Source organism: Geomonas oryzisoli (genome assembly GCF_018986915.1).
Lineage (GTDB): Bacteria > Desulfobacterota > Desulfuromonadia > Geobacterales > Geobacteraceae > Geomonas > Geomonas oryzisoli.
Genome location: NZ_CP076723.1, coordinates 2423768 through 2440897, shown reverse-complemented (window position 1 = coordinate 2440897; position 17130 = coordinate 2423768). Strand labels below are relative to the sequence as shown.

Annotated in this window: 14 protein-coding genes and 4 tRNA genes; 3 read left to right on the top strand and 15 right to left on the bottom strand. The window is 58.7% G+C overall.

Going from position 1 to position 17130, the window contains the following annotated elements; translation table 11 throughout:
* The gene (locus KP004_RS10725; protein WP_216798544.1) at window positions 1-489 is read right to left on the bottom strand and encodes a DinB family protein; all 489 of its coding nucleotides are present in this window, start codon (window positions 487-489) and stop codon (window positions 1-3) included.
* Window positions 490-637: 148 nt separating this feature from the next.
* Between KP004_RS10725 and KP004_RS10720 the strand changes: the two genes are divergently transcribed.
* The gene (locus tag KP004_RS10720) at window positions 638-928 is read left to right on the top strand and encodes a cytochrome c3 family protein (RefSeq protein ID WP_216798543.1); all 291 of its coding nucleotides are present in this window, start codon (window positions 638-640) and stop codon (window positions 926-928) included.
* 248 nt (window positions 929-1176) lie between these two features.
* On the opposite strand, the gene KP004_RS10715 is transcribed toward KP004_RS10720, so the two are convergent.
* Complete coding sequence (locus tag KP004_RS10715; RefSeq protein ID WP_239026769.1) at window positions 1177-2091, bottom strand: YeiH family protein; 915 nt, start codon at window positions 2089-2091, stop codon at window positions 1177-1179.
* A 130-nt stretch (window positions 2092-2221) separates the two neighbouring features.
* Here KP004_RS10715 and KP004_RS10710 point away from each other — a divergent pair, with 130 nt between their 5' ends.
* On the top strand, window positions 2222-3139 hold the full coding sequence (locus tag KP004_RS10710) for a LysR substrate-binding domain-containing protein (RefSeq protein WP_216798541.1): 918 nt from the start codon (window positions 2222-2224) through the stop codon (window positions 3137-3139).
* 7 nt (window positions 3140-3146) lie between these two features.
* On the opposite strand, the gene KP004_RS10705 is transcribed toward KP004_RS10710, so the two are convergent.
* From KP004_RS10705 to KP004_RS10675, 7 genes are all read right to left on the bottom strand, one after another.
* The gene (locus tag KP004_RS10705) at window positions 3147-4664 is read right to left on the bottom strand and encodes a sensor histidine kinase (RefSeq protein WP_216798540.1); all 1518 of its coding nucleotides are present in this window, start codon (window positions 4662-4664) and stop codon (window positions 3147-3149) included.
* Between the two features lies 1 nt (window position 4665).
* Complete coding sequence (locus KP004_RS10700) at window positions 4666-7614, bottom strand: ATP-binding protein (RefSeq protein WP_216798539.1); 2949 nt, start codon at window positions 7612-7614, stop codon at window positions 4666-4668.
* 9 nt (window positions 7615-7623) lie between these two features.
* Window positions 7624-10062, bottom strand: a complete 2439-nt coding sequence (locus tag KP004_RS10695) for a PAS domain-containing sensor histidine kinase (RefSeq protein ID WP_216798538.1) — start codon at window positions 10060-10062, stop codon at window positions 7624-7626.
* A gap of 441 nt (window positions 10063-10503) precedes the next feature.
* A complete protein-coding gene (locus KP004_RS10690; protein WP_216798536.1) occupies window positions 10504-10809 on the bottom strand; it encodes a hypothetical protein in 306 nt (101 codons plus the stop codon).
* Window positions 10810-11059: 250 nt separating this feature from the next.
* Window positions 11060-11135: transfer RNA gene (locus KP004_RS10685), tRNA-Ala, on the bottom strand.
* 64 nt (window positions 11136-11199) lie between these two features.
* Window positions 11200-11286, bottom strand: a tRNA-Leu gene (locus KP004_RS10680).
* Between the two features lie 165 nt (window positions 11287-11451).
* Window positions 11452-11940, bottom strand: coding sequence for a ferritin-like domain-containing protein (locus tag KP004_RS10675; protein WP_216798535.1), 489 nt, complete (start codon window positions 11938-11940; stop codon window positions 11452-11454).
* A gap of 157 nt (window positions 11941-12097) precedes the next feature.
* On the opposite strand from KP004_RS10675, the gene KP004_RS10670 reads away from it, so the two are divergent.
* The gene (locus tag KP004_RS10670; protein WP_216798533.1) at window positions 12098-12802 is read left to right on the top strand and encodes a hypothetical protein; all 705 of its coding nucleotides are present in this window, start codon (window positions 12098-12100) and stop codon (window positions 12800-12802) included.
* Between the two features lie 42 nt (window positions 12803-12844).
* Here KP004_RS10670 and KP004_RS10665 read toward each other — a convergent pair.
* From KP004_RS10665 to gap, 6 genes are all read right to left on the bottom strand, one after another.
* Window positions 12845-12931, bottom strand: a tRNA-Leu gene (locus KP004_RS10665).
* Between the two features lie 218 nt (window positions 12932-13149).
* Window positions 13150-13236 (bottom strand) — tRNA-Leu (locus tag KP004_RS10660).
* 60 nt (window positions 13237-13296) lie between these two features.
* The gene (secG, locus tag KP004_RS10655; protein ID WP_216798531.1) at window positions 13297-13707 is read right to left on the bottom strand and encodes a preprotein translocase subunit SecG; all 411 of its coding nucleotides are present in this window, start codon (window positions 13705-13707) and stop codon (window positions 13297-13299) included.
* 78 nt (window positions 13708-13785) lie between these two features.
* The gene (tpiA, locus tag KP004_RS10650) at window positions 13786-14541 is read right to left on the bottom strand and encodes a triose-phosphate isomerase (protein ID WP_216798530.1); all 756 of its coding nucleotides are present in this window, start codon (window positions 14539-14541) and stop codon (window positions 13786-13788) included.
* 104 nt (window positions 14542-14645) lie between these two features.
* Complete coding sequence (locus tag KP004_RS10645) at window positions 14646-15845, bottom strand: phosphoglycerate kinase (protein WP_216798528.1); 1200 nt, start codon at window positions 15843-15845, stop codon at window positions 14646-14648.
* A 78-nt stretch (window positions 15846-15923) separates the two neighbouring features.
* Window positions 15924-16919, bottom strand: a complete 996-nt coding sequence (gene gap, locus KP004_RS10640; RefSeq protein ID WP_216798527.1) for a type I glyceraldehyde-3-phosphate dehydrogenase — start codon at window positions 16917-16919, stop codon at window positions 15924-15926.
* Window positions 16920-17130 lie beyond the last annotated feature (211 nt).

Here is a 17130-nt window from a genome sequence, read left to right as displayed (position 1 = left end):
CTAAAGCCGGGTGAGGTAGGCGTCCCTGGTCAGCCACAGCTCTTCGATCCGGTACATGTGCCAGTGATCGTGCATGAGTATGTGTCTGACCAGGATGTACAGCGAATATGCCTCGTATTCGGGGTGGGTGCCCGTCCTGCGCCAGGTTCCCTGGTCCAGTCCCTTCAACAGCTCCAATTGCCGCAGCCGGCAGGTCGTGAACTGCTCCAGAGCCGACGCCATTTCCAACCGCGCCGGGGTCTCCGGTTCCTCTTCTCCTTGGCCGGGGAGGTACGGGATGAATTCCGGATGTTCCTCCTTCAGAAAACGCTCGATCCTCTGCAGCAGCATGGGCTGCACCTCGGCCAGGTGGCTGACATGCTCGGCTATGGTCCAGAAACCTTCACCACGTCTCAGATCCAGTTTCTGCTGCGGGATGGTATCGACCAACTGGGACAAAATATTGGGTGTCCTTCTCAGTGAATCCAAAAGATCGGGGATGTCGCGCATCGCTTCCTCCTTGCCTTACCTAGTAAGCCTTCGCATGTCGCACTTCAGGCGACATCTGCCTAAATTGTTTGACTTAGATCTTGAAAGGTACTAGATAGTGTCGGTGTGAGCAAGTCTGTTATGCAATGAGCCGTTGGAGGGGGATGTCATGAAATGGATTTTTGTGCCGGTTGTTTTTGCCGGCCTCGCCGGGGTTGCCTTTGCCAACGGTAAGGATTTCCTCGAGTTTCGAAACAGCAAGGGCACAGTCATCTTCGCACACGCAAAGCATGAGAAGCTTGCCGACAATGACTGCAAAGTCTGCCACGAAAATCAGGTAGGTGCCATCAGGTCCTTCGGCAAGGCTTATGCCCACCGGGTCTGCATCGGGTGTCACGAGCCGGAGGCCGGCAAAATGGAGGGTCCCATTACCTGCGAAGGGTGCCACCAGAGCTCCTGAATCCTGCAGCAAACCAAAAAGGATCGAATTGATCTTTTTATGTTGACTTGTACCGCCGCGGCGGTGTAAGAGTAGATAACTTCTATTTCGGGAAAGGAGATCATGGCAATGTGGACCTCTAAGTTTGCTATTCGCCCTGTATCGCACTGCAAAGAAGGTTGCAGTATTTAGCCCGTCTCTGAGAGAGGCGGGCGTCCCTTAGCCAAAAAGCCCCGGCAGCAATGCCGGGGCTTTTTGTATTTGTTCTCTTACGCAATCCCGATAGCCATCAATGCGGCCAAGGTGATGCCGCTTACGGCTGCCCAGAGTGTCACGCCTTGCAGCATGGGGCGTAAGCCGACCCTCCCTAAGACCTCCCTGCTAAGCCCAAGTCCCACGAAGAACAGCGAAAACTTGAGGCAGTGCGTTGCCAGCGCGGCGACCTGGTCCCATTGGGCCCCATATGCCGGCAGGGCGGTCCTCGTGGTTGCTGCAACAAGGAACCCGATGATGAAAAGAGGGGTGCTGATCCTCTCCCGCGTTCCTCTTAGCAGTGCGAAGCCCAGCACCACCGGTATGATCCACATGGCGCGGGTCAGTTTGACGGTGGTGCCGATTCTAAGGGCCTCGGTGCCGTAGGTCGAGGCGGCACCGACGACGCTGCTGGTGTCATGGATGGCAAGGCCGGCCCAGGTTCCGAAGGTATCCTGGCTTAGGCCGACCAGGTGCCCGATAAGAGGGAAGATGAGCAACGCGACCGCATTGAGGGTGAACACGGTGCCCAGCGCGACTGCAGTCTCATCGTCCTTGGCCTTGAGTACCGGAGCCATGGCGGCTATGGCGCTGCCGCCGCAAATGGCCGTCCCCGCGGAAATGAGCAGCGAGGTGTTGCTGTCGGTCCCGAACGCCTTGCCCAGAAAGTACCCGACGCTGAGCGTCCCGCAGATACCCACGATGGTGTAAATGAGGCTTTCCTTGCCCGTTTGCATTACCGTCCCAATCTCCAAGCCGAAACCAAGCCCCACCACAGAGAGTTGCAGGGTGATTCTGCTCAACCGTGCCGTGAGCTTCAGCCAGGGGTTCCCCAGGGTGAGGGCGAAGGCGATACCCAGCGCCAGCGCAAATCCTGTGCTCCCCCATGGTGCCGCCACTGCCATGAGACAAAGTGCCAAAGCCAATTTCATAACAAGTTCCCTCTGCATTTTCCCCCTCCCGTATGCGGAAATATGTGAGGATCATATCCTTCTTGCTATATAAATAAAAATGAGTAATATATTTTTTTTGGATCAATTCAACTGATATTTGGAGGCGATCATGGCGATAACCCTCAGGCAGCTTGAGATTTTCGAGAAGGTTGCCGTGTGCGGGCAGGTGACACAAGCCAGCAGCCACCTGCTGCTGACCCAGTCAGCGGTGAGCATGGCACTCGCAGAGTTGGAGAGGCTCGCGGGCGCACCGCTGTTCGAGCGCTCCGGCAGGCGGTTGTTCTTGAACGATCGCGGCCGCCAGTTGCTCCCCGAGGCGCGTGAAGTGCTGGCAAGGGTACGCAAGATTGAGCAGTTTCTTGAAGATTCGGTTGGGACGCCGGTGGGGACCTTGGTCGTAGGTGCCAGCACGACCATCGGCAATTACCTGCTCCCTGCCATGATCGGCGAGTTTTCACGCCTCTATCCCGGTGCCAAGCCGCTTTTGCAGGTGGGCAACGCTCTCCAGATCGAGCAGGGAGTCGAATCGGGGGAACTCGACCTTGGCCTTATCGAGGGGCTGCAGCACCTGCCGTCTCTGACGGCGACCCCGTGGAGGCGGGATGAGCTCGTGTTGATCGTTGGCAAGGAGCATCCCTGGGCATCCCTTGGGCGGGTGACCCCGGAGATGCTTGCTTCTGCAACCTGGATCATGAGGGAAAAAGGGTCCGGAACGCGCGAGGTATTTGAGACTGCCATGGAAAGGGCAGGGGTAAAATACGCCGTGGCTCTTGAACTGGGACACACGGAGGCGATCAAGAAGGCCGTGGAGGCGGGGTTAGGCGTGGGGTGCATCTCGAGGATGGCCGTGCAGCGAGAGCTCGACCAGGGGTGGCTGTTCGAGGTGGCCAATCCGGTTGATCTGCAGCGAACGCTGTTGATTGTCACCAGGAAAAACGACTATCGCAGCGCGTTGTTGAAGGCATTTCTCGCCCTGCTGGAATGTAAGCTGGACTTGAAGGGCCAGGGGGCGGTCCCTAAGCCGTGATGACGTTTCATGGGAGTGAGAAGTAGAAGGTGGCTCCCTTGTCCGGTTCGCCTTCCGCCCAAACCTCACCTCCGTGCCGCCTGATGATCCGCTCTACCGTCGCCAGCCCGATACCGAAGCCTCCAGACCGCTGCGCCCCGGGCAGACGCCGGAAGGGGACGAAGATCTCCTTGGTCTGCGCCATGTCGAAACCGATCCCATTGTCCCTGACAAAGAAAACGGTCTCGCCTTCACGGACGGTACTACCGAATTCGATTACAGTTTCCTCGCGAACCGCGGTGTACTTCCATGCGTTGCCCAGCAGGTTGGCCAGGACCGCCCTGAGCAACTGGGTGTCCCCCTGTGCCGAAAGTCCGGGCACGATGGCGAACCTCGCACGCCGCTGCGGCTCCGAGCGCGCCAGTTCGGCCGCAATCTCCTCCGCTTCGCGGCTGAGGTAGACGGTTTCCTGCTTCGGTTCGGCGTGCGCCATTTCCGCGAATTCGAGCAGGGCGTTGACCAGCTTGTTCATCTTCACCGTCCCCTCGTAGGCCTTTTGCAGGAAATCCCGGCAATCCTCACTCAACATCGTTCCGCAGGTCATGCTGACCGCCTGGCAGTAGCCGCTGATCAGGTTCAAGGGTTGGCGCAGGTCGTGGGCCACCGTGTAGTTGAAGGCGGTGAGGTCACTGTTTGCGCTCTCCAGTTCCTCCGCTCTCGCTGACAGGGCGCGGTTCAGATCCGCGATCTTCCCCTCCAGGAGCTTGCGTTCCGTTATGTCATCGACGATGGCAACCATGAAGGTGTCCTTGCCGGAGCGGTCCTGCACCATCGAGACGGTCAGCGATGCCCAGACGACGGCCTCGTCGTGCACGTACCGCTTTTCCAGGGAGTAGCTGCGCTGTTTTCCTGCCAGCAGAAGTTCGTGGTGCGTTTTGCATACCGGCAGATCCTCCGGGTGGGTGAAGTCATAGATGGTGGTCGGAGCGTTGCCGCTGCTGCACCCCGCGATGTCACAGTACTTGTCGTTGATGCGTAAGAAGGTGCCATCGAGGGCTACGTGCCCGACTCCTACGGCCGCCTGGTCGAAGGTGGCCTGTAGGCGCTGCTCGCTTTGCCGCAGCCGTTCGTTCTGCTCGCTGAACCGGTGCTTCAACTCCCTCACCTTGATGATCCTGGTCAGCGCGGTGAGCAGCTTCGAGAAGTTGACCGGTTTGAAAACGTAGTTGCTGAAGCCGAGCTCGATGGCGCGCACCAGGAAGCTGGTATCGCTGTAGGCGCTCACCGCGATCAGGTCGACCTCCTGGTCTAACTCCCGGATGTGGCCGGCCATGGTGAGGCCGTCCATGACCGGCATCCTGATGTCGGTCACCACGACCTGCGGCCGGTGCTCCTTGAACAGGGCCAGCCCCTCTGCGCCGTTCGCTGCGATGATGATCGTGAGCTGCGGGTGCTCCTCGCGCAGCAGGTCGCCGATAAGGTTCCGTGCCTCGGCTTCGTCCTCGACGTAGAGGATGCTCGTTACTCGCTCTCTGGAAGTTGGCATCTCAGACCTCGATAGTGAACTCGGCGCCGCCCTCGCGGTTTCGGGCGGTCAGTTTCCCGCCCATGCTCTGCTCGATGATCGTTTTTGACATGAATAAGCCGATGCCGGTCCCCTTGTCGGGTCCTTTGGTGGAGAAGTACGGCTCGAAGATCTTGTCCATGATTTCCTCCGGGATGCCTCCTGCGTTGTCGGTGATGGTCAGCACGCTTTTGCCGCCCTCGCCGGAGACCCTGATAGTGACTTTGGGATCGGGGGTAGCTCTGTCACGCAGCGCGTCCCGGGCGTTGAACAGGATGTTGAGCAGAGCCTGCGCGTATTCGTTCCGGTAGCCGGTGGCGGTGACCTCTTCCTCAGGGCATTGCACCTCCACTTGAACGTCGTGCATTGTTTCGCCCACCATGGCGATTGTTTTTGTCACCACCTCGCTGACGTCGAAGGTGGACGTGGTCTTGTCCGGAGTCAGGTAGAACGAGAAGTCGTTGATGGTTTTGGACATGTGCTCGATCAGCTCCACGCTGCGATTGACGTTTTTATGCAGGATCTCGCCGGACAGGGTGCCACGCTCGTGGCTGATGGCCATGGTCTGCAAAATGGCGGCAAGCACGTTTAGAGGCTGCCGCCACTGGTGCGAGATGTTGACGAGCATTTCCCCCATGGCCGCCAGGCGATTCTGCTGCATCAGCATCTGCTCCCTGCGTCGCAGTTCCTCCACCGCCCGCAGGCGTTCCTCTGTTTCTGTTTTGAGAACCTGCAAGGCTTTCCTCAGTTCCGTCGTCCTCTCCTTGACCCGCTCTTCCAGGAGGTCCTTGGACTTTTGCAACTCCTCCTCGGCCAGCTTGCGCTCAGTGATGTCGTGGGAGATGCCAAGCACGCCGATGACCTCCCCATTCGCGTCGAGGTGGGGGGCCTTGGTGGTCAGATAGGTGCGCGGCTTTCCTTCCACCAACCTGGTCTCCTCGAAAGTCAGCATCTCCCCCTTGGTCATCACGATCTTGTCCTGCCACTTGATGTGTTCCGCGGCGGCCGGGTCGAACAGTGCCTCGTCGTCTTGTCCGATGATCTCGGCAACCGGTTTTCCTATCCTGCGCGCCCCTGGACCGTTGACTAGCTGATACCGGCCCTGGGCGTCTTTGATGAAGATGGAATTGTCTATGCCTTCGGTCACGGCTTTGAGCAGCGCGTGACTTTCCCATAGTGCCGCCTGGGACTTCCTCTTGCGTGCGATTAACCCCGTGACCCTCGCCAGGAACTCCTCCGCTTCAAACGGCTTGTCCAACGCGTCCTGGACCCCGGATTGCAGCAGGTGCACCCGCAGTTTCTCATCGACTTTCGCCGTTAACAGCAGGATAGGCATCTCGTCGAAGTCTGGGTGTCGGCGGATTTCCTTCACCAGGTCTTCTCCCGTCATCTTCGGCATCATGTAATCCGTCACCACCAGGTCGGGCCGCGACGACAGCGCTTTTTCCAGTCCCTCGACCCCGTTCGACGCCGAACTGACCCGGTACTGCTCCTGCAGTATCGAGCGGATGAAATCGTTCATGTCCGGGTTGTCTTCCACTACCAGCACGAGCGGGGCACTTGGCGACGGCGCTTCTTCATCCCGCTCTGATGTGAGCACCGGGGGCGTCCCCTCGGTCTCATCGAGTTCCAGCGGATGGACTTTCCTAGTGGCGGCCACCGCGGTCCCCTCCGGTGCCGCCAGCGGGATCGAGACTGAAAAACGGGCGCCCCCCTCCGGCGCAGCTGTGACAGCAACAGTGCCGCGGTGCAGCGCTACGAACTCCCGCACGATGGCGAGCCCGAGACCGCTGCCGCCGTGGCTGCGGGTCGGACCGCTGTCGACTTGACGGAAACGTTCGAAAACCGCCTGCCTCAACTCGGCAGGGATGCCGGGGCCGGTGTCCTCGACGACGAAGAGGGCTGACTCGGCCTGGGGTGCCAGGGTCAGCCTGATCGCGCCGCGGGGTGGGGTGAACTTGAAGGCATTGCCAAGGAGGTTGACGAGTACCCTTTGCAGTTTTTGCGAATCGACTTCACCCCAAAGCTCATCCGGTGCGGTGATGGTAAAGCGGATGCCCTTGTCGTCGGCTACCGTCTCGAAGTGCGATGCGACAAAGCGGGTCAGCCAGGCGAGATCGGTGCGCGCATACTCCATATCGATCTTGCCGGCATCGAGTTTGGACAGGTCGAGCAGGTCGTTGACGTTTTTCAGCAGGAGCCGGGCGTTGCGCTCCACGACCGCGAGGTCGCCGCGCTGTTTCCGGTCGAGGCGGTCGGCATTCATCAGCTTGCGCACAGGGCCGAGAATCAGGCTCAGCGGAGTGCGCAGTTCGTGACTGACGTTGGCGAAGAACTGCGTCTTCAGGGTATCCAATTCGCGGGTTTTTTCGTAGAGGCGGGCCAGTTCCTCGTTGGCGGCTTTCAATTTCTGGCTGGTCTCCGCCATCTCGCGCGACCTCTCGTACAGGTCCGCCTCGATCTTGAAGGAGCGCTCGCGCAACTCGTCGGTGATCTTCGCTTGCTCCACTCCCTTTCGCTTCAGCTCCATGAACTCGGTGACGTTTTCCACCTTGTGCAGGATGTAGGCGAGAGAACCGTCGGGTGCGAGCACCGGGTAGTTGACAGCGCTCCAGTAGCGCACCTCGAAGCCACCCCCGTCGGGTCTGCGGACGTCGTGCCGCTGCAGCCCGATGGTGTCGGGTTGCCTCGTTTGCACAACGCGGTTGAAGGACGCCCGGGAGTTGCGCACCGAGTCGGCGCTTGGATCGTCGGGATTGTCCGGAAAGATCTCGAATATGTGTTTACCGATTATCCCTTCACGGGTGGTGAGGGTCGCCTCGAGGTAGGCGTCGGTCGCGGCCACGGCGCGCAGCTGCGGATCGAGCACCAGGTAGAGCCCCGGTGCTTTCTCGAATAGCTTTTTGAAATCAGGAGCAGCCGATGGTTCCATCTCGACCTCTCATACCTCGATCTTGAACTCCGCGCCCGTGTCGGTGTTGCTTGCCGAGAGTTTCCCACCCATGCTTTTTTCTATGATGGCCTTAGACATGAACAGGCCGATCCCGGTACCCTCGCCGGGCGCTTTGGTGGTGAAGTAAGGCTCGAAAATCTTGTCCAGGATATCGTGGGCGATGCCGCCGGCGTTGTCCGAGATAGCGACCACGCTGCGTTCGCCCTCCCTGCTGATCCTGATGGTGACCCGCGGGTCCGCCACGTTCCTTTCCCGCAGTGCGTCACGGGCGTTCACCAGGATATTGATCACCACCTGCGCGTACTCGTTGCGATAACCGATGGCGTGAACCGCCTGAGGCGGGGTGTCCACCTCCACGGTCATGCCCTGCAGGGTTTCCCCCATCATGGACAGGGCCTTCGCGATGACTTCCCCGACGTCGAACGATACCTTGGTCTTGTCCGGGTTCAGGTAGGCGGAGAAGTCCTCAATGGTCTTGGACATGTGTTCGATGAGCTCCGTCCCCCTGTCGGCACTCTTTTGCAGCATCTCCGACGAGAACGTGCCTCGGTCGTAACTCCTGGTGAGATTCTGCAGGATAAGGCCAAGCATGTTCAAAGGCTGGCGCCACTGGTGCGAGATGTTGGCGAGCATCTCACCCATTGCCGCCAGCCGGTTCTGCTGCATCAGCATCTGCTCCTTCAGCCTTAGTTCCTCGACCGCGCGCAGGCGCTCCTCGGTTTCCGCCCGCAGGCTTTGCAGCGCCTGCCTCAGTTCCTCGGTCCGTTCCTGGACCCGCAACTCGAGCGTGTTTCTGGCTTGGCGGACCTCCTCCTCGGCCTTCTTGCGCTCCGTTATGTCGAGCACGAATGCGACACCTTCTTCCGGGGCTTCAGGCAAGGTCGCCGCTCCGATGAGAACTGGAACCCTGGCGCCGTCGCTGCGGAAAAACTCCTTCTCATAGGGAGTGTCCAGGCCGGTGGCACGTAACTCGTCAAGGGCGAAGTCATCCAGGGCGGCGTACTCAGGGGGGGTGAGATCGCTCCATTTTACGGTGCCTGCTTCCAGCTCGTGACGGCTCCTGCCCAGCATCCGCAGGAAAACGTCGTTGGCGTCGAGGATGTCGCCGCGCATGTTCCAGTAGATCAGGCCGATCATTCCGGAGTCGAAGATCCGGCGCAGGCGGGCCTCCGCCTTTTTCGGTTCGGTGATGTCGAGGGTGGCACCGACCAGACGGATGGGGGCTCCATCCTCGTCGAAAAAGACCTGGCCCCTCGCCATGAGCCAGCGCTCTTTGTGGTCCTCAATGCCGATGGCCCGGTACTCGATCCGGTAGATGCCGCCGCTCTCGGGTTGGAAGGACCTGCGGAGTGCCGTCAGCACGCGGTCGCGGTCCTCCGGATGGAGAGCTGACTCGAACAACTGGTAGCTTCCCGTAGCTTCCGGTGCCAAACCGAAGTGCCGCTTGGCGTGAACGGACCAGGTGAGATTGCCGGTGCCCGGCTCGAACTCGAAGGTACCGAGACCTGTGGCGTTGATGGCCATCTGCAGGGTGACCTCGTTGTAGCGCAGCCTCTCCTCGCTCTGCGTCAGCTCCTCGGTCCTTTGTGCAAGTTCCTGGCTCTTGTCCTGCTCGTTGCGGGCCAGTTGCACGTAATCGGAGAGCAAGCCGAACAGCATGACCAGGGCGCCGGCTACGACGATGTTGCGGCCCAGGTAAAAGGGTAGGTTGAACCAGTTTGATCCCAGCGCGTTCATCGCCACGGATGAGGTGGCTGCCAATTGGGAAAGGGCCGTGAAGGCAAAGAGGCGGTCTCCTGTGTCGAGGTAGGTGGCGGTGGCAACGATGGCGCTGGCGAAGAGCATCCCCGCCAGGAACAACAGCAGGGCCCTTTCCGGTTCGGTGAACCGGCCAACGACCACCATGACCGGGAGGGCGTGATCCAACTTCACTACGGCGGTGGCGGCCAAGGTGACCGCCGCGACCGCCACCACAGCCATTATCCATGATGCGCGCCGATCTCGAGGTACCGGGCTGAAGGGAGCGATGATGACGCATGCGGCCAGGGTTGCCATCTGCAGGTTCACCAGCCAGGGTGAAGTGCTTGGCAGAGTCTCGATGATGCCTCGATTGCCCGGCAGGGTCGGGAACACCAACAGGCGGAAAATGGAGTAGATGGAGTGAGCGAGGTAGGCGATTCCGATCCAGAACGGGGCGGGATACCTGAGGACCTGGTGCCGGCCGAGGGCGAGAAAGGCGACACAGAAGGAACAAAGGGCGACGAAGGCATGAACCGTCGGCAGATACCACGGCACCACTTCGAACCTGGTCGGAGGGGAAAAGAAATAGACCGCGACGTTGAGCAAGCCGAGGGAAAGGGCGACAGAGACGATCACCCCATAAAGGGGGCGGTCCGGCCTATTTATGATGAACCTGCTGTTGATCACAGAGATGCCACCCTTTGTTCTGTTGTAACGTTCACTGATAGAGAAGCCTCTATGGAGGGAAGTATTAGAGTTCGATAATTATATACGGGCGAAGAGGGGTGGCAACTCTCTGGATCGAAGTGAGAGACGGTCCTGCTTCGAACCTCGCTATGAGGAGGGTAACGGGACGGGAATGGTTGAGATGATTTCATAGAGGGGAAGGGGAAGTGCGACAAAAAAGCGGGACGGCTTCATCGAAGCGTCCCGCATGCGCAAGTATTACCTTTGACGATTAGCTACAATCTTCCGCCAATGCCCTCTCCCTCTGGGAGAGGGTGCCCGAAGGGCGGGTGAGGAGGTGCCACGAAGCGGGATCATTGCCTATTGCAGCGCCCTCACCCCAGCCCTCTCCCGGGGGGAGAGGGGGATGGGCATCGTGGCGGAAGATCATCGCTAGTCAGGTTATCTTTTACCTTTGTAGGTCGATATCGCCGCTGGCGAGCCTTCGGTTGGATCCCGCTCGGCCGTGTGTTGCGCCCACCGTTCATGGGAAGGGGATGTCAACGCGATGTCGGGACCTTCAGCCGGATCGCGACCTGGTGTAAAATCCTCGTTGCGGCCCTGGTTGAGGCTGGCAAAGGTTTTTTCTTGCGATTTCCTCTCCGCATGTTCGGCCAGTCGCTGACCTCCGACCGACCCTTGGTGTTTTCGGTCAAGGTCTGCAGTCGGGTCGGCATGTCTGTAAGTTTGATGTCCGTGTTTTCTCATGATTGACCTCCTCGGTTTGCCTCCTTTCAACATACCTTCGGAGCTGGTCATCTCATCGCCATTCCTTATTTTACGCCGATCACGGTTATGGCTGGGCGAATACTTCGTGTCTGCGAGAGAGACTGCAGGTGGTAGTCGGAGAGGTGGTGGGGGAGGAGTGTGAGGGGATTTAGGTGAAAGGGAGAAGGACGGTGCGCATCAGAAAAGAAAAACGGGGCCCGGCGAATTGCCGGACCCCGTTTCTGATTGATGGTGGAGCTGATCAGGATCGAACTGACGACCTCTTGAATGCCATTCAAGCGCTCTCCCAACTGAGCTACAGCCCCATTGTCTCTCGCGGATCGAAGGAAGAAAAAAGAGGTTAGGCTAACGCCCAACCTCTTGATCTTTTGGTGCCGAAGACTGGAATCGAACCAGCACACCCTTGCGAGTACTAGAACCTGAATCTAGCGCGTCTACCAATTCCGCCACTCCGGCTTGCGAGAGACCTACTTATAGCAAAGGAGCCGCTTCCGTGCAAGAAAAAAATGCCTGAATGATTATCTTTTTTTGCCCGGCGGCATAAATTATTAAAAAACCGAGGGAAGCAAAAAGGGGGGCTGGCGCCCCCCTTCTGTGCTGCCGGTTTCTGCAGTCAAACTGTTATTCCCTGACGTAGGTGTCCATGTCGGATTCGTCCACCATGGCCATGATCCTGGCGTACTCGGCCTCGATGGTGAGGAAGTGGTTGTGGGTCTCGTTGGCATTCCACAGGAAGATTTCCTTGATGCCGGGGTCGGTGATCCTGCCCGCCGTCTCACGCAGGGCATTCTCCAGGTGGGTCTCCTTGTCCATCGCGTACTCCAGGGCCTTCTGCTCGGTGAAGTCTGAGTCGATGGCCTTCTGAATCGAGGTGACCCAGAGCGCCTCGTTTTGCGGAGGAGAGGTGATGAACTCCTCAAAGGAACCAAGGTCGCTGCCGTGGTAGGCCTTGAAGAACTGTGCAGCGTGCTCTTTCTCTTCACGTGCCAGTTGCTCGAACAGTCGCTTGGCTTCTGCGTCCTTCATATGCTGTGCGCCGATCTGGTAGAAGTTCATCGCGTTCTTTTCAGTTTGAATGGCCTGTTTCAGTGCGTCTTGCGTGTCTTTCATTCACACCTCCTGTACCTTTGAATATCATTAAAGTGGTTGGTGTAAACATTATATGGGGTGTTATTGGGTTGTCAACCGCACCACTTTGACTGTGCAGTGCCAGTGGGGAAGGGGAGTGTGGCGGCGAATAAGGAAGATGAGCGGCGTGTAATACGTGGTGGCGCAAGATCAAACGGTGACGCAACGGATCAGTCGTTGGTGTTACGGGAATTTCTCGAATGTGACAGTTGCTCAGAGAAAAGGGCCCGCGCAGAAAAGAGCAGGGTGCCTTGGTTCAACCATACCAACCAACGGGCGTGAGCAATTTGCCTCCATCATCGGACCATGCGTCCGTGACAAGCTTGCGTGCGTACGTGCCAAGCAGGAATGCGCCCATGCCAAGCAGGAATGCGCCCATGCCAAGCAGGAATGCGCCCATGCCAAGCAGGAATGCGCCCATGCCAAGCAGGAATGCGCCCATGCCAAGCAGGAATGCGCCCATGCCAAGCAGGAATGTGCCCATGCCAAGAAGGAATGTGCACATGCCAAGAAGGAATGCGCCCATGCCAAGAAGGAATGCGCACATGCCAAGAAGGAATGCGCACATGCCAAGAAGGAATGCGCACATGCCAAGAAGGCATGCGCACATGCCAAGAAGGAATGCGCACATGCCAAGAAGGAATGCGCCCGTGCCAAGTTGGAACGCGCCCGTGCCAAGTTGGAACGCGCAGTTCCCGTACTGTTGACACGTAAAAACATTAAAACCATTGGCCACGGAGAACTTCGGAGAAAATCGGAGAGAAACAAGCCTTTTGCTTTTCTCCGATGTCCTCAGATTTCCTCCGTGGCCAATGGTTTTGGTTTTGAGGGGAAGCGGGAATAAAAAAAGGGTCACGGACAATGTCCGTAACCCTTGGTTTGTTTGTGGTGCCGAAGACGAGACTCGAACTCGTACAGGCTATCGCCCGCCACCCCCTCAAGATGGTGTGTCTACCAATTCCACCACTTCGGCAAGAAGAAACCAGTTTGTATCATCTGCTGAGACTGAAGTCAAGAGAAACATGACAACCATTAGCCACGGAGAACTTTGGAGAACATCTTAGAGTACAAAACTTTTGATTTAGTTCTTTCAGATGTTCTCAGATCCTCCGTGGCCAATGGTTCTGGTTTTAAAAGGAAGCTGAAATGAAAAAAGGGTTACGGAATATCCGTAACCCCTGTTTTTCTGGATGGTGCCGAAGACGAGACTCGAACTCGTACAGGCTATCGCCCGCCACCCCCTCAAGATGGTGTGTCTACCAATTCCACCACTTCGGCAAGAAGAACCCAGTTTTTAGCATCCCTCGAAAGAGATGTCAACAGCAAACTTCTAATTAACTACTTTGCCGGAGCTGCGGGTGCTGCCGGTGCCGGTGCTGCAGGCGCAGCCGGAGCGGCGGGCGCTGCGGGTGCTGCCGCGTTGCCGGGTGCTGCCGGTTTGACAGGCTGCTGCAACGGCATGCCGCCCATCGGGGCCGGCTTGACCTTTGGGGCCTTGGACATGATGGAAGAGCCGCCGCCTTTGCCGGACACGAAGGCCAGGGAGAGGGAGGTCAGCATGAAGATGACCGCTGCATAGGTGGTCAGTTTGCTCATGAAGGTGTTGCCGCCGCCCGCGCCGAACACGGACTGGCTGCCGCTGGCGCCGAAGGATGCACCCATCTCTGCCCCTTTGCCGGACTGCAGCAGGACGACAACGATGAGAGCGAAACAAACGATGACGTGCAGGGTTACCAGTAAAATAGTCATTAAAAAACTAACCTCCGAGAGTGTTCACGAGACTGCCAAAGAGACTGTTTAGCATATTTGCAAAAAATAACCAAGCCTTTATTCGCCGAAACGGACGATGGAAGCAAAAGAGGCCCCCTTGAGACTTGCACCACCGACCAGGGCGCCGTCTATGTCAGCGCAGGACATGAGCCCTTTGACATTGTCGGGTTTGACCGAGCCGCCATAGAGAATGCGCACCTTGTCGGCAGCCGCCTGGCCGAACATCTTGGCGACCACGCCGCGCACGAAAGCGTGTGCTTCCTGTGCCTGCTCGTCGGTGGCGACCTTGCCGGTGCCGATGGCCCAGACCGGCTCGTAAGCGATGATGACCGGTGCCAACTGGGTCTCGCTGAGCCCTTCCAGGCCGCCCTGCACCTGGCGCTCCAGCACCTTGAAGGTGTCGCCGGCTTCGCGCGCCTCCAGCGTCTCGCCGATGCAGAAGATGGGGACCAGGGCGCCTTTGAGGGCCGCCTTGATCTTCTTGTTCACGGTCTGGTCTGTTTCACCGAAGTATTGCCTGCGCTCGGAGTGGCCGATGATGACGTGGCTTGCGCCGGCGTCGAGCAGCATGCGCGGCGACACCTCGCCGGTGAAGGCACCTTCCTCCTCCCAGAACACGTCCTGGGCGGCGAGGCTGATGCTGGTGCCGGCGAGCGCGGCGGGGAGGGCGGGAAGCACGGTGAAAACCGGCGCCACAACCACCTCGACGTTGTCCACCCCTGCGACCAGCGGCGCCAGTTCCTCGATCAGCGCCAGCGCCTCGTCCTTTGTCTTATAGAGTTTCCAGTTTCCAGCTATGACCGGCTTGCGCATTATAAGTCCCTCCACAAAATGGTAGTGGCTGCTAGTTAATTTGGCAGGTCGGACAAGGTCCGAAGAAAGGGGGACAGGCACCTGCGGAGCCAGTCCCCTGTCTGTTACTTGTGCCCCTTGTCTTCCAGGACCTTGATGCCCGGCAGTTTTTTGCCTTCGAGCAGTTCGAGGAAGGCGCCGCCGCCGGTGGAGATGTAGCTGATCTTGGCGTACTCGCCGGCACGGTGTACCGCGACGTCGGTGTCGCCGCCGCCGACGATGGTAAGGGCGTAGGAGTTCGCCACGGCGGAGACCATGGCGAAGGTGCCGCGCGAGAAGGCATCCATCTCGAAAACGCCCATCGGCCCGTTCCAGACGATGGTCTTCGCGTTCTGCAGCGCCTCGGTGAAGAGGGCCACGGTGGCGGGGCCGATATCCAGCGCCATCCAACCTTCCGGGATCTCCTGGATCGGACAGACCTTGGTCTCGGCGGCGGGGTTGAACTGGTCGGCCACCACGCAGTCGACCGGGAGGTAGAACTTGACCCCCTTGGCGCGCGCCTTCTCGTAGGTCTTCATGGCGGTTTCGATCAGGTTGTCCTCGACCAGGGACTTGCCGACGTTGTAGCCCATCCCCTTCAGGAAGGTGAAGGCCATGCCGCCGCCGATGATGATCTTGTCAACCTTGTCGCACAGGTTCTCGAGGACCTCGATCTTGCCGGAGACCTTGGCGCCGCCCAGGATGGAAACCAGCGGGCGGATCGGGTTCTTCATCGCCTTCTCGAAGTAGTTCATCTCGTTCTTCATCAAAAAGCCGGCGGCCACAACGGGGAAGAAGTCGGTAATCGCCTCGACGGAGGCGTGGGCGCGGTGCGACACGGCGAAGGCGTCGTTCACGTACACCTCGCAGCCGTTGGCCAGCGCCTTGGCGAAATCGACGTCGTTTTTCTCCTCGCCCGCATAGAAGCGCACGTTCTCCAGCATGACCACGTCGCCCGGCTGCATGGCGTCGATCATGGCCCGCACGTCATCACCGATGCAATCGGAAGCGAGCTTCACCTCTTTGCCCAGGAGCCTGGAGAGACGTTTGGCGGCGGGCGCCATCGAGTACTTCTCCTTGCGCTCACCTTTGGGGCGCCCAAGGTGCGAGGCCAGTACGATCTTCGCCTTCTGGTCGAGCGCGTAGTTCAGGGTCGGCAGCACGGCACGGATCCTGGTGTCCTCGGTGATGTTCTGGTTGTCGTCCAACGGCACGTTGAAGTCGACACGCATGAACAGCTTCTTCCCGGCAAGGCTTTCGATCTCATCGATGTAACGAATTGACATGACTCCTCCTAGACGCAAAAAAATAAAGGGGGGGGAGATGGCTCCCCCCCCGCAATATGTATTCGGTTTCGTCTCTTCTTACAACATGATTTTCATCAAGCCGACCACCCTGGTGGAGAAACCCATCTCGTTGTCGTACCAGGAGAGCACCTTCACCATGTTGCCGTCGATGACCTTGGTGCAGGATGCGTCGACGATCGAGGAGAGGGTGTTGCCGTTGAAATCGCAGGAAACCAGCGGCTCTTCGCAGAAACCCAGGATCCCTTTCAGCGGCCCCTCGGCGGCGGCTTTGAGCGCGGCGTTCACCTGCTGGGCGTCGGTCTGCTTGGTGAGGGTGGCCACCAGGTCGACGACGGAAACGTTCGGGGTCGGGACGCGGATGGCCATGCCGTCGAGTTTCCCTTTCAGGGCCGGGAGCACCAGGGACACCGCCTTTGCGGCGCCGGTGGTGGTCGGGATCATGGAGAGGGCGGCGGCACGCGCGCGGCGCAGGTCCTTGTGCGGCAGGTCCAGGATGTTCTGGTCGTTGGTGTAGGAATGGACGGTGGTGACCAGGCCTTTCTCGATGCCGAAGCTGTCCTGCAGCACCTTGGCGACCGGAGCCAGGCAGTTGGTGGTGCAGGAGGCGTTGGAGACGATGTGGTGCTTGTTCTTGTCGTATTCTTTGTCGTTGACGCCGAGCACGACGGTGAGGTCGGGGTCGGTGGCGGGTGCGGAGATGATGACCTTCTTGGCACCGGCGGTGAGGTGCTGCGCCGCCTTGTCGCGTGCGGTGAACAGGCCGGTCGACTCGAGCACTATGTCGATCTTGAGGTCCTTCCAGGGGAGTTCGGTCGGATTTTTAACCGCCAGAACCTTGATGGCCTTGCCGTTGACGATCAGCTGATCGCCGTCTACGGAAACCTCGCCGGGGAATTTCCCATGAACAGAGTCATACTTTAACAGGTGCGCCAGCGTTTTTGCATCGGTGAGGTCATTGATTGCTACAAATTCGAAATCTTGCGCCTGTGCAGCAGCTCTGAGTACACAACGTCCTATACGGCCGAATCCATTAATAGCTACTCTTAAAGCCATGTCCCCCTCCTGTTAATTAAGTATTCCTTCACAATTGGGATACTAACAGCCGAACCGGAGCCCGTCAAGATTTTATTCAAGCTTTTTCCGGTACGGTCGATACCGACAATGGGTGTGACTCTCGTGGCTTTCAGCGGGGATTCGCGAGCTTGAGACGGGATTTTTGTCAGTGAAAAAATCCACATAATAATTGACTTTCAGTTGACGTATA